The 12,753-nt window shown below is 66.8% G+C and carries 9 protein-coding genes; 6 read left to right on the top strand and 3 right to left on the bottom strand.

Annotated elements, in window-relative coordinates; genetic code table 11:
• Positions 1-3: 3 nt before the first annotated feature.
• Positions 4-537 (bottom strand): hypothetical protein, encoded by a 534-nt coding sequence (locus GO488_RS01355; RefSeq protein ID WP_162316012.1) that lies wholly within the window; start codon positions 535-537, stop codon positions 4-6.
• Positions 538-920: 383 nt separating this feature from the next.
• Here GO488_RS01355 and GO488_RS01350 point away from each other — a divergent pair, with 383 nt between their 5' ends.
• From GO488_RS01350 to GO488_RS01340, 3 genes are read left to right on the top strand one after another with little or no spacing between them, the layout of a single operon-like run.
• On the top strand, positions 921-2,327 hold the full coding sequence (locus tag GO488_RS01350; protein ID WP_162316011.1) for a PAS domain S-box protein: 1,407 nt from the start codon (positions 921-923) through the stop codon (positions 2,325-2,327).
• Between the two features lie 48 nt (positions 2,328-2,375).
• Positions 2,376-2,810 carry a DUF7344 domain-containing protein gene (locus tag GO488_RS01345; protein ID WP_162316010.1) on the top strand — a complete coding sequence of 145 codons (435 nt, stop codon included), beginning with the start codon at positions 2,376-2,378 and terminating at the stop codon, positions 2,808-2,810.
• A complete protein-coding gene (locus tag GO488_RS01340; RefSeq protein WP_162316009.1) occupies positions 2,807-3,166 on the top strand; it encodes a HalOD1 output domain-containing protein in 360 nt (119 codons plus the stop codon). The genes GO488_RS01345 and GO488_RS01340 overlap by 4 nt, the downstream gene beginning before the upstream one ends.
• A gap of 7 nt (positions 3,167-3,173) precedes the next feature.
• Here the strand turns inward: GO488_RS01340 and GO488_RS01335 are convergent, their stop codons facing one another.
• Together GO488_RS01335 and GO488_RS01330 are read right to left on the bottom strand one after the other, a co-directional pair.
• Positions 3,174-5,672: an efflux RND transporter permease subunit gene (locus GO488_RS01335; protein ID WP_162316008.1), complete on the bottom strand. Its 2,499-nt coding sequence runs from the start codon at positions 5,670-5,672 to the stop codon at positions 3,174-3,176.
• Positions 5,673-5,675: 3 nt separating this feature from the next.
• Positions 5,676-9,773: a COG1361 S-layer family protein gene (locus tag GO488_RS01330; RefSeq protein ID WP_162316007.1), complete on the bottom strand. Its 4,098-nt coding sequence runs from the start codon at positions 9,771-9,773 to the stop codon at positions 5,676-5,678.
• Between the two features lie 277 nt (positions 9,774-10,050).
• Here GO488_RS01330 and GO488_RS01325 point away from each other — a divergent pair, with 277 nt between their 5' ends.
• The 3 genes from GO488_RS01325 to GO488_RS01315 all read left to right on the top strand — a co-directional run bounded on the left by GO488_RS01325 (position 10,051) and on the right by GO488_RS01315 (position 12,561).
• Positions 10,051-10,404 carry a hypothetical protein gene (locus tag GO488_RS01325; protein WP_162316006.1) on the top strand — a complete coding sequence of 118 codons (354 nt, stop codon included), beginning with the start codon at positions 10,051-10,053 and terminating at the stop codon, positions 10,402-10,404.
• Between the two features lie 203 nt (positions 10,405-10,607).
• Entirely contained in the window at positions 10,608-11,030 is a 423-nt protein-coding gene (locus GO488_RS01320; protein WP_162316005.1) for an ester cyclase, read from the top strand.
• 226 nt (positions 11,031-11,256) lie between these two features.
• The gene (locus GO488_RS01315; protein ID WP_162316004.1) at positions 11,257-12,561 is read left to right on the top strand and encodes a hypothetical protein; all 1,305 of its coding nucleotides are present in this window, start codon (positions 11,257-11,259) and stop codon (positions 12,559-12,561) included.
• Positions 12,562-12,753 lie beyond the last annotated feature (192 nt).

Raw genomic sequence — 12,753 nt, 5'->3', positions numbered from 1 at the left:
GCGCTACCGCTGTTCGTCGGTCGCTTCGTCGGACTGCGCATACACCCTGGTCGGGCCGTCGATGCGCGCCAGATTCGCTCGGAGCGCGCGGGCCTGTTCGTCCGTCGCCGCCGGCGTCAGCGTCGCGGTTATCTCGCCGTCGAACGGGTGGGCCTCCAGTTGACTCCGCGCCTCGAACAGGCGGCCGTAGCCGTCGCTGCCCCACTCGACGGCCGTCGTGAACACCATCGCGGTGAAATCGCGACCGTAGTTCGCCTCGGCCTTCGTCGAGAGCGCGTCGAGTCGCTGTCCGACCGACGAGAGCGACCGCAGTACCGGGACCGCGAGCAAGAGATCGGTGACCGGATACGACGGGTGGTCGGCGAGATCGGGCGCGTACGCGCCGTCGATCCGTTCGAACGCCGGTCCGTCGGTCACACGGAACGCCACCAGCCGGGAGAGTCCGTCGGCGTAGAGGTGCGCCTCGGCCCGCGGGACCATCCCCGCGCCGATCGGCGGCGTCTCGCCCGCTCTGATGACGGCGGCCAGCACACTCATGGCTAGGGGAACGACGCCTCTCACCGAAAGACTGTCGCAGAACGAAACGGATACGTCGGCGAGTTCGCCGTCCCGCCGACGTACACTCGGCCACCGATACCAATCCTGTGGCGACGGCGGTCGTTCCCGCCGGGAGCGTCGGTGGCTCCATGCTACCATTGAACACGGTCCTACTTCAATCTTGTTCACGCCGAGTGACACGCCTCGGTCGAGTACCGACGAACCGACGGGCGAATCCGAACCGCTCGTACCGGGAGTCGCCGATTCGGCGGAACGACGAGCGACGCCGCTACTTTCAGGCGGTCGCCGACAGAACCGGGTGAAATATCACAGAAATCACTACAGTTAACTGCCGACCGCTCTTGGGTACGCCGAGTGACAGGATGGACAGCGTAGAGCCAGTTTCTCCGGACCGGACGCTCGCTTCCGACATCGTTGTCCTCCACGTCGACGACGACGAGCAGTTCCGGCGAGCCACGGAGCTGAAGCTGGGCCGCGAGCCGAATATCACCGAGATCGTCTCCGTCGATTCGGTCGACGCCGCGCTCGACCGCTACGCCGACGAGGGGACCGATATCGACTGTATCGTCAGCGACTACGAACTCCGGGACCGGACCGGTATCGACCTCCTGCGGATCGTCCGCGACGACGACCACAACCTCCCATTCATCGTCTTCACCGGGACCGGGAGCGAGGACGTGGCGTCCGACGCGCTCTCGGCCGGCGCGACGAACTACCTCCAGAAGGGCAGCGACGACATTCGATTCGCCGTCCTCGCGAGACACATCAGACAGGCCGTCGAGAACCGCCGCGCCGAGAAGGAGATCCACCGCGGGTTCAAGGCGATCGAGATCACGGACGAGGGGATCGCGCTCGTGACGCGCGATTTCGAGTTCAACTACGTCAACGAGGCGTTCGCGAACCTGTTCGGCTACGACCAGAACGAGCTCCTGGGCAACGAGTGGGACTGCGTCATCCCGGAGGAGGTGACCGCGCACGTCGAACCGGAGTTCGAGCCCCCGATGGACCAGTGGGAGACGGAGACGACGGTCACCGAACCGGACGGCACCGAGATGACGCTTCACGTCACCGTCTCGCCGATCACGAACGACGGGTTCGTCTGCGCCGTCGAGGACGTCACCGAGCGGAAGGAGCGCGAGGCGGCGCTCGAACGCGAGAACGAGCGCCTCGATCAGTTCGCGAGCATGGTGTCCCACGACCTCAGAAACCCGATCAACATCGTCGAACTCTACACGGAGGAGGCTCGGAAGACCGGCGACGAGGAGTACTTCGACGAGATCGAGGCGGCCACCGACCGGATGAAGGACATTGTCTCCGACCTCCTCACGCTGGCGCACATGGAGGAGGTCGAGACGGACGACACCGTCTCGCTCTCGGCGCTCGCCGACGAGACGTGGGCGAATACGGCGACCGAGAACGCCTCGCTCGAAAACGAGCTCGGAGACGCGCGTATCGTCGCGAGCGAGCCGCGGCTGAAGGAGCTGTTCGCCAACCTCTACCGGAACGTGGCGGCCCACGCCGGCGACGACGTGACCGTCAGGACGGGACGGACGGCCGACGGGTTCTTCGTCGAGGACGACGGCGTCGGCATCCCGGAAGCAGAGCGAGAGCAGGTGCTCGAAGCCGGTTACTCGACCGGCGGGACGACCGGGTTCGGGCTGACCATCGTCGGGCAGGTGGCGACCACGCACGGCTGGACCTTCGAGATAAGCGAGAGCGAGGCGGGCGGCGCGCGCTTCGAGTTCGGCGGCGTCGAGTTCCGGTCGTGACCGGTGTGCCGGGCGAACTCTTATCATCGATCCGAGCGATACATTGGTATGGCCGACGAGCACACGGATAACACGGCCTCCGAAGCGCCTGCCGGAGTGTCGTTGAGCGAGATCCCGTCGCCGAAGATCCTAGAGCTAGATCACGTCTACAAGGCGTTGGCCCATCCGCGTCGTCGATACCTCTGCTATACGCTCCTCGAAGACGCCGAGTGGTCGCTCAGCGACCTCGCCACCAAGATCGCCGCGTGGGAGCAGGACGCACGGACCGGCGACGTCACCGAGCGGCAACGAGAGCGGGTTTACGTCTCGCTGTATCACGCCCACGTTCCGAAACTGGTCGAAGACAATATCGTCACGTTCGACGAGGCCGGCGAGAGGATTTCTGTCGCGACGAACGCGAAGCAGGTACTGTCGGCCCTGGAGGGAATGGGCGCCTCCCTCGACGCGAACCAAGAGGCCCACGCCAGGGGGGAAGATGCATGACGCAGAAGAGAGATAACGGGACGCTACCTGGGTCTGACCCGACTGAAGACCCCGAGAAGTGGCGACAGAAGACGCAGTACCGCTACGAGGCCGAGCGCGACGGCGACCTGACCACGGCGATCGTCTTCGCCGTCGCGGACGCCAGAAACGTCGCGCCGAGCGACCTCAAGTCGCCGCCGCTGTACGACTGTATCGACGCCGCCGCGCTCGAAGAGACGCTTTTCGGCCCCGAGGGCGAAACGGGGGCTCGACAGGGGGCCGGCACCGTCGAGTTCCGCTACACCGACAACCTCGTCACTGTCGCGAGCGACGGGTGGATTCAAGTGTACGAACGCGTCGACGAGGCCGCGACCTGACGGCGGCTCAGCCGACGTACCGCGCCCAGAGCACGACGGCGCTCGGCGTGACGACCATCGCCGTGAGATACGAGTAGAGGATCGAGAGCGCCGTGAGCACGCCGAACTGTCCGAGAACGGGTGTGATGGCGAGTACGAGGACGCCGGTCCCACTGACCGTGGTGAGCATGCTGCCGGTGAGCGCGCCGCCGGTGCCGGTGACGGTGGCCCGGAGCGCCGAGACGACCGCGTCGGAGCGGTCGTCGGCTCCTCGTCCCCAGGAGTCGAATCCGCTCTCGTCGTCGACCCGTGCGTCGTACTCGTCGACGAACCGGTGGACGAAGTGCGCCGAGTAGTCGATGCCGAGCCCCAGCGAGATGGAGAGGATGGTCGCGGTGAGCGCGTTGAACGGGAGCCCGAAGTACCGCATCGTCCCCGCGAGCAGGGCGATCGTGACGAGGATCGGGACGAGGTTGACGACGCCGAGCGACGGCCGACCGACGAGCGCGTAGTAGATCGCGACGAGGAAGCCGGCCGTCGCGGCCAGCGCGACGAGGAGGCTCCGGACCGACGACAGGAGGATCGCGTCGGCGACGTCCTGAAAGACGACGACGGCCCCGGTCGCGGTGGCGTCGTACCGATAGCGGTCGGCGACGGTCCGCGCGTCGCGCGTGACGGCCGCCTGCTCGGCGTCGCTCTCGGTCGTGTAGACGACGCGCGTGGCTCGGAGGTCCTCGGTGACGTAGCGGAGCGTCCGCTCGCGGGCCGACGAGGACAGCAGCGCGTCGAAGATCGCTTCGAGATTGTCGTCGGGGACGCCGTCGCCGTCCACGTCGCTCCGGCGGAGCAGGCGGGCGAACGACGCCGACTCGTTCGCGTGCGACCGGATCACGTCGATGACGCTCTCGGCCTCGGCCCGCCGGTTCTCCGCGGCGAACGACGACGGCGGGTCCAGCCCCGCCCGTCGGATGGCCTCCAGCGCGTCGTCCTGACGCATCGGTCGCCTGAGGTAGACCACGACGGTGTCGTCCTGCGCCGAGGCGAAGTTCTCCTCGAGGAAGTTCGTCCGCTCCGTGACGGTGTACTCGCCCGGGCGGAACGGCTCGGGCAGCTCTTCGAGGTAGTCCGGGTTGTCCTCCGGCGGGAGGAAGTCGTCCTGCGAGAACGCCGTATCGACGCCGGTGCCGTAGTAGCCCGCCCACGCGGACCCCAGGAGGACGACGACGAGAAACGCGGCCGGTGCCCGGCGCGCGACGGCGACCCCGGCCGGGAGGACTCGTCCGAGCAGCGTCTCCTCGCGGCCGAGCGGTCGCTGGAACGGCATCGGGACGCCCAGCGAGTCGAACAGCTCGTCCACCGCCACCTTCGCCGCCGGGAGGAACACGCCGAAGATGAGGAACGTGAAGACGATGCCGACGGCCGCGATGATCCCGAAGTCCCGGATCGGCCCGAGGTCGCTGACCGTGTTCGCGCTGAACCCGATGACCGTCGTCCCGGTGACGATGAAGAACGCGACCAGCAACTGCCGGTTCGCCACGGCCATCGACTCCCGGATGTCGAACCCCTCGGCGCGTTCCTCGCGGTAGCGGTTGATGGCGTGTAAGCCGAAATCGATGCCCACCGCGAGCAACAGCGGGGGGATCGCGATGAGCAACTGGGTGAACGGAATCCCCGCGAGCCCCAGGAAGCCGAGCGTCCAGACGATGGTCATGACCAGCGAGAGGACGCCGAGAACGAGGTCGACGGGGTTGCGGTAGGCGTAGACGAGGAAGACGAAGATGAGCGCGACGGCGGCGGGGACCACGATGAACAGCGAGTCGAAGATGATGGTCGAGAACTCCGCCGCGACGAGCCCCGACCCGAAGACGACGACGTCTCCGCCCGCCGGTTGGACCATCCGCTGAATGCGCTGTTGAATCGGCGTCAGCGGGCTGTCCCCGCCCATTCCCGCGGCCTCGTCGACGCCGCCGGGGATGCGGTGCTGGACGACGGTTATCGTCGCCGATGCCCGGGCAGATTCCTCGTTGAAGTCCTCGCTCAGGAGGCTCCGGAAGCCCGGCCCCTCGGCGGCCTCGCCCACCGCGCGGTCGATCTCCCCCGGCGAGGCCGACTCGACGGCCCGGATCTGTTCGTCGGACGTCGTCGCCGACGGGTCCAGCGTCCGGGCGACGGCCCCGGCCGCGCTGTTTGTCGAGGCGACTCGGAGGTCCTCGCGCGATTCGAGGCGCTCCAAGATCCGCAACATTCGCAGGAGTTCGGGTTTCGAGAGGACGTTCCGCCCGCGGTGGATCAGCTGCGTGGTCCCGCCGTCGAACGCGAACGTCGGACCGAAGTCCTCGTTCACCCGGTCGAACGCCGTCTGGGCGGGGCTGTCCTGCGTGAACTGCTCGGTCCCGGCCTCGGTCGAGATGGTCGTCAGCCCCGGGGCGAACAGCCCCGTCACGAGGAGGAACGCGACGACGACGGTTACCGGTCGCCCGACCACGACGTCGTTGACGCGACTCAGAGCGCTATCCAGCGACGCCACGAGTCATCCCCCAGTCGTCTCGGAGTCGGTATCAGTCGTGGGTCCGTCGTCCGTCTCGTCGGTCCCGGCCGATCCGTCGGCCCCGACCGCGCTCCCCTCGTCTGCCGAACGCCGGCGGCGGTAAAGCACCGCCGCGACGACGAGGAGGACGAGGAGGACGGCCAACAGGAGGAGCCACGGGAGCCCGTCGTCGACGGGTTCGACGATGCCGACGGCGACCCGATAGGTGTCCGAGAGCTTCGTCTCCTCGTCGGGCTCGTCGTACTGGAAGTCCACGAGCAGCGGGTAGTCCTTCAGCGTCGCGCTCTCGGTCGCGCTTATCGCAAACGTCAACCGGACGGTCTCGTTCGGTTCGAGGCGGTCGACGAACGCCTGCTCGTCGTCGGTGCTCAGCGGGTCGTCGACGAACACGCGGGCGTCGACGTTGGTGAGCGTGACGTCGGCGTTGTTCGTGACGTTGAGCGTCACCAGTTCGGTGTCGCCGGCCTCGATAGAGGCGTTCTCGGTGGTGACTTCGAACACCGGGCGGCGGTCGTCGACGTCGACGACGCCGGGCAGCGAGTCGCTCTCGCGGTTCTCGCGGTCGCGGTTCCGGTACTCGACGACGAAGGAGACCCGGCGGTCGCCGGGTTCGGTCTCGTCCAGTACCTCGACGGGGAACGAGACGGCGGCCGTCTCCTCGGGCGCGAGGCGGCCCACGGGCGACTCGTTCTCCCGAATCACGACGTTCTCGCTCCCCGCGGAGAGGAGAACGACGGCGTCGGTGACCGTCGTCGGGCCGCGGTTGGTGACCGTCGCCAGGAGCGTCCCCTCCGACCCGACCCGGAGCGTCCCCGAGACGTTCCCGACGGCGAACGTCTGTTCGGGCGCGGCCGTCACGCCGAGAAGCGTGCTCTCGGCCGGTTGGCTGTCGCCCGTCTCGTCCTCGTAGGTGGCTCGGAGCCGGAGCGGGTAGCGCTGGCCGCCCCCGTCTTCGGGAGCCGTCACTTGATACGAGACCGTCCGGCGCTCGTCGGGCGCTAGCTCGTCGACGAACCGCGACGCGTTCGCCGACTCCTGAACCCGTAGCTCGCCGCTCTGTGAGCGCAGCGAGACGCTGACCTGCCGTATGGTCTCCTCACCGGCGTTTTCGAGCGTCACCGTCACGTTGCCGTCCTCGCCCGCCCGGACCGTCTCGTTCAGATCGACGACGCGGACCGTATCGGTCTCGCCCGCGACCGACAGCGTCGAGGAGAGCGGGTCGGTCGCGCGCCGGTCGCCGCCGGGGGTCGTGTAGCGCACGACGAACTGGGCCTGCTTCGGGATGGCCGCCGCGCCCTCCGGGACGACGACGGGCAACCGGAACTGCGAGGACTCGCCAGCGGAGAGGTTTCCGACGGCGTACTCCGTCTCCTGCGGTTCGAGCGAGTCGCTCGTCGAGCGGATCTCGACGACGACGCTCTCGACGTCGCGCGGCCCGTCGTTCACGACCCGGCCGGTGAGGTCGCTCTCCGCCCCGACTTCGAGCGCGCCGCTGACGCCGCCGACCGAGAACGCCTGTTCCGGGGCGGGCCTGATGGCGAGGGAGATCGCCGCCGAGCGCTGCCGGTCGCCGTCCTCGTCCTCGTAGGTGACTCGCACGTCGAACGGGTAGTCCTGCGGGGCCGTGTCGTTCGGCGCGGCCACCTGGAACCGGACAGTTCGTCGTTCGCCGGGGTCCCACTGGCCGACCGCGCGACTCCCGTTGACCCCGCCGCCCGCCCCCACGGTCAGGTCGCCGCTCACCGACTGTAACTGGACCACCGCGTCGGTGAGTTCCTCCTCACCCGTGTAACGCAGCCTGAGCGCGACGGTTCCCTCCTCACCGACCTGCACGTCGCTCTCGGCGTTCGTCACGCGGAACTGGTCGGCCGCGCCCTCGACGCGATAGCGCGCCGCCAACCGCCGGCTCTCCAGTACGTCGCCCTCGTCGTTGCGGTACTCGACGACGAACTCGAACTGCTTGCGGCCCGGTCGCGCCGCGTCGCGGACGCGAATCGGGAACTCGAAGGTCGCGTTCTCGCCGCTATCGAAGCTTCCCAGCACGTACCCCGATTCGAGCGCGACGAAATTGTCGCCGGGTGGAATCACTCTGAGAACCGCCGATTCGGCGTCCTGCGGCCCCTCGTTCTCGACGACGCCGGAGATGGTACCGTCGCGTCCGACCCGCAACTGGCCCTCGGGATCGTCGATGTCGAACCCCTGTTCGGCGTCGGGCGTGACCCCGAACTGCACGTCGTCCGCGACCTGCTCGTCGCCGTCCTCGTCGGTGTAACGCGTCGTCACCGAGACCGGATACTCGCCGGTCGCGGCCTCCGCCGGGAGCCGCGTCGCCAGGTCGAACGTCCGCTCCTCGCCGGGTTCCCACCGGGCGACGAATCGCGACGTGTTCGAGGCGTTACCGAAGCGAAGCGAACGGTCGAGCGAGGAGAAGGTCACCCGGGCGTCCCGCAGGGTCTCCTCGCCGTCGTTGACGAGCGTCACGCTCGCCGTCCCGCGGTCGCCGACCTGCGAGGCCGAGTCGACTTCGACCACCTCGATCACGTCGACTTCCTCGCGTATCCGCACCGTCGCGAACAGCGGGTCGCTCGTCCGCCGTTCCCCTTCGCGGTTCGTGTAGCGGACGGCGAACTCGAACTGCCGGTCGGTCGGTTCCGCGGTGTCGTCGACTCGGAACGGCAGTTCGAAGTCGACATCTTCGTCCTCGTCGAGGTCGCGGAGAGGGACCTCGCGCTGGCGCGGCGTCACGCCCTCGATATCGGAGCGGTACACCAACACCGCGTCCGAGACGTCTCTCGGACCGTCGTTCGTCACGGTCCCCTCGATCGTCCCGTCGTCGCCCACCCGGAGGTCCCCGGAGACGTCGTCGAGGTCGAAGGACTGCTCGTCGTCCGGTTCGACGCCGAACTGCACGTCGTCCGCGACCCGGGTGTCTCCGTCCTCGTCGGTGTAGCGGGTCGTCACCGACACGGGGTACTCGTCGGTCGCCGAGTCGTTCGAGAACCGCGTCGGGAGGTCGAACGTCTCCTCTTCGCCGGCCTCCCACTCGCCGACGAACCGCGTCGTGTTCCGCGCGTCGCCGAAGCGGAACCCGGCGTCGAGCGAGGAGAAGGTCACGCGGGCGTCCGCTAGGTCCTCGTCACCCTCGTTTTCGAGTGTGACGGCCACGGTGCCGCGCGCGCCGACCTGCGCGTCGGAGTCCACGTCCGCGACGTCGATGACGTCCTCTCGATCCCGTATCTTGACGTCGGCGAACAGCGGACCGCTCGCCCGTCGCTCCCCGTCTTTGGTCGTGTACCGGAGGACGAACTCGAACTGCCGCGTCGTCGGCTTCGCGGTCCGATTGACCCGGAACGGGAGGGTGACGGTTCGCGAGTCGTCCTTCTCGAACTCGCCGAGGGCGACCTCGGACTTCAGCGGCGTCACGCCGTCGGCGGTCTCGCGGACGACCAGCACCGCCTGCTCGACGTCTCGGGGGCCGTCGTTCTCGACGGTCACGTCGATCTCGCCGTCGTCGCCCGCCCGGAGCGACCCGTCGACGTCGTCGACGTGGAACCCCTGTTCCCGCTCGGGCTTCACGCCGAAGGAGAGCGGTGCCGACTGGATAGTGTTCCCCTCGGCGTCCGGATAGCGGACGACGACCGTGAGGGGATAGCGCTGTCGGCTGGCGTCCGCGGTGGGCGTGACGGCAAATTTCACGCGCTTTCGTTCGCCCTCCTCCCAGTCGCTGACGAACCGACTGCCGTTGCGTCCGCTTCCGACGCGGATCTCGGGGTTCGCAGAGCGCAGCACGACCGTCGCGTCCGAGAGGTCCCCGAGGTCTTCGTTCTCCAGTTTGACCGAGACGGTCCCCGACTCGTTGATCCGGAGGTCCTCGTCGACGTCCACGAGTCGAACCCCCCGGCTTCCCGACGACTCGGACTGCGTCGTCTCGCCATCACCGCTACCGCCGTCCGTTCCGTCGTCTGTATCGCCACCGTCCATAGCACCCGAGTCCGTCGTCGCTGCGAGCGAGCCGCCGGTGGCCGTCGCTATCGGTGCGGTAGCTACCAGCACGATCACGACGGCGAGAGCGCGGTTCATCGGCCGTCGACGGACCTATCGCGCGTCTCTCGCGGGAACGTCGGCCGCTCTCGGCGTCCGCTGCTGTGCGCCATCTACGCGACAACCTCCCGCGAGAACCACTTTGTATGGCAGACTCTATCACGATAGCGTCGCGCTAACCCCCGACCGCCCGGTATCCGGCCGCTCGCGTAATCCGGGATTACCGAGCGACGGACCGGCGGTCACTGCGCCGCCCGTGGGACATGCAAGCACAGCGCGTTTTTCCCCGAACCCAGTCTAGCTCGCTGAAGGCACCATGAGCGACACAGAGACCGAAACGATCGAACTCACGGAGAGCGAAGGCAGAGAAGTGATCAACGCGCTCTCCGAGCACCGAGTGGCGGAGTCCGGACGCGACGAGCGACGCGCACTCAACGTCAAGGAGTTCCTCCAGCGCGAGTTCGGGTTCAAGGACGAGCACTTCGACAGCGACGAGCACACTCTCGACGACGCGTTCATCGACGTCTTCGATAGCGACGACGACCACGAAATCGAGTTCTCCCGACCCGAAGCGTCCGAGATAGTCGACGCGCTCGCCGACCACGACGACCACTCGTCCGAGACTGAACTCCGTTCGAAGTTCCAACAGCAGTTCGATCAGCGGCTGTAGGCGTCGGCGCTGTCCGCTTTTCCCCTCTCAGCACCCTTGCGATCCTGTCCTCCCGACGACTGCGCGGCCGACGGAGGCTGCCGAACGAGTTCAATGTGTAGTGTTAACTATTAACACGCCCGCGTCCGAAGTTCCGGACGAACGTTCTGACGCGCCGAGCGACGGGAGAGTATCGGGACGAACGTTCGCCAGGGAGAACACGTATGGCAACAGCCACACCAGACGTCGAAGGGCTCATGCAGGACTATCAGGAGCTCTGGAACGAGAAGCAGTACGGGAAGATTCCCGAAGTGGTCTCGGAGTCGATCACGGTCCACGACCCCAGTTATCCGACTGTCGTCGAAGGCCGTGACGGGCTCGAAGCGTATCTCCGGGAGCTCCACGAGGGCTTCCCGGACTTCCACGTGACGATCGACGAGATGCTCGCGAGCGGCGACACCGTCATGGCCGAGTGGACGGTCACGGGGACACACGAGGGACAGTTCGGGGAGTTCCCCCCGACCGGTAACGCGATGGAACTCCACGGGATGGATACGGTCCGGCTCGCCGACGGCGAGATTCAGGAACACCGAGTGTACTTCGACGTTCGAGAGATGTTCGAGCAACTCGACCTCGCGGACGGATAACGACGCCGTCTGCGAACCCATTTTTTCCGAGCGTCGCTCAGTCCGCTCTCGGGTCCGCGTCATTTCGGGGAGGAAGTCACAAGTGGGCTGATGCCGTTTTCTCCCTATGCCCGGCTACCTATGTAGGGACTGTAAACAGACCGTTCCACATGCTCGCTACTGTCCCGAATGTGGGTCACCCTCACCGGAAGAAGTCGCATCGGCCGAGGGCGTTGACGACCACGAGATGGGTAGACATTTCTCTGAAATAGCGACGAACGCCCGGCACGAGAGCGTCTCCTTTCACAACCTCCGCTCGAAACACGAGTCCTACGACAGACCCCTGGGAGGCTATCTGAGACGGAGCGAACGGCCCGAGTTCATCTGCGAGGTCAAGAAGTGTACCGTAGAGACAGCGGACTCGTCGTGGAATATCTCGGCAGGAATACTGGATTCGGGACATCTCCTCATCACCGACGAACGAGTCCTCGCCGTCTTTCCGCGCGACGAGGAGTCGCAACTCGTCGAGGTCCCCTTCGTCGAGACTGTCGGAGTCGATAGCTCCTCCAGTTGGCGGTCGGACAAACTCGTCGTTACGGATCTACAGGGGTATCAGTACGAGTTCGCTCTGGATACCGACCGGGAGTCGTTCGAGACGGCCGCTCGTATCGCCGGGGATTTGAACGAGAGCGTGGACTCCGAGGAGTCGAGTGCCGCGAAGTTCCACGACGAGATCGACGCGGAGATCGCCGACGCGGACGACGCGGAATCCGCGCTGTATGCCGTCGCGGCACTGTTCGGGAAACGGTCCGAAGAGACTCACTTCGACCAGGCCGTCGCCGAATCCGATTCGATGGCCGACCTGGGGCGACAGATAGCCGCGATGCCGGGGATCGGGGATTCCCAGCCGGGGATCTCGGAGTCCGAGTCCACGACGCAGCTAGCCAAGCCGTCAGTCGACGTAGCGGGCCTTCGGCAGCGGCTGGCCCGTACCGCGAGCAACGCCGACCCGAAGGACGTGGGGAAGTACTCGTTAGGGGCCGTGCTCGGGTTCGGCACCGCGGCGGTATCGGCCCCCTTCTCTACGACCGCCGGGATCGCCGCGCTTCTGGCCGGCGGCGCGGCGACTGGTGCGTACGCCAGCGCGAATCCCCGCTCGCTGGCGGCCAGAATCGAGCCGTTACAGCTCGCCGTGAACGCAAAGGACCGGAGCTCGCAGCTCGCGTCCACGCCAGGTGCCGGTAGCCATGGGGCCGGTGCCACGCTGGGCATGGCCGAATATCTGAGCCAGATGGACCACGGCGAACTCGACGAAGCGTACGCGAAGTGGCTCTCGGAAGTCGATATCGAGGCCGTGATCGAGGGCCAGAAGATGGCGACGCGATATGCCAATCAGACGGGCGAGTTCGACGACCCACAGCAAGCCGGCCTCCTCGGTGGTGCGGCCGGATTAGCTTACGGATATGCGGATTCGGACGGAGATCTCGACGAAGACGTCGACGGCGATATCGTGGACGTTCTCCCGGACGAGACCGACGATCAGGAGTCTTGATCGCTCGGCTTCGCTAGCGAGAGCCCGGCGGAACTAATCAGTCGGTAGAATCGCTCTCGGTGCTGTTTCGGACGTCGGATGCGAGCAATGGGTCGGAGGGATTATTCACCCGACTGCGAGACTCACTTCGTTCGTCTCGCGTGGTTCAAATCCCTCCTCGACAACGATACAGCGCGCTCACGAAGTGTGAGC

Origin of the sequence: Haloarcula limicola, from assembly GCF_010119205.1 — an archaeon.
Taxonomy (GTDB): Archaea; Halobacteriota; Halobacteria; order Halobacteriales; family Haloarculaceae; genus Haloarcula; species Haloarcula limicola.
The sequence above is the reverse complement of the archived record's forward strand: the minus strand, read 5'-3'. Positions and strand labels throughout refer to the sequence as shown.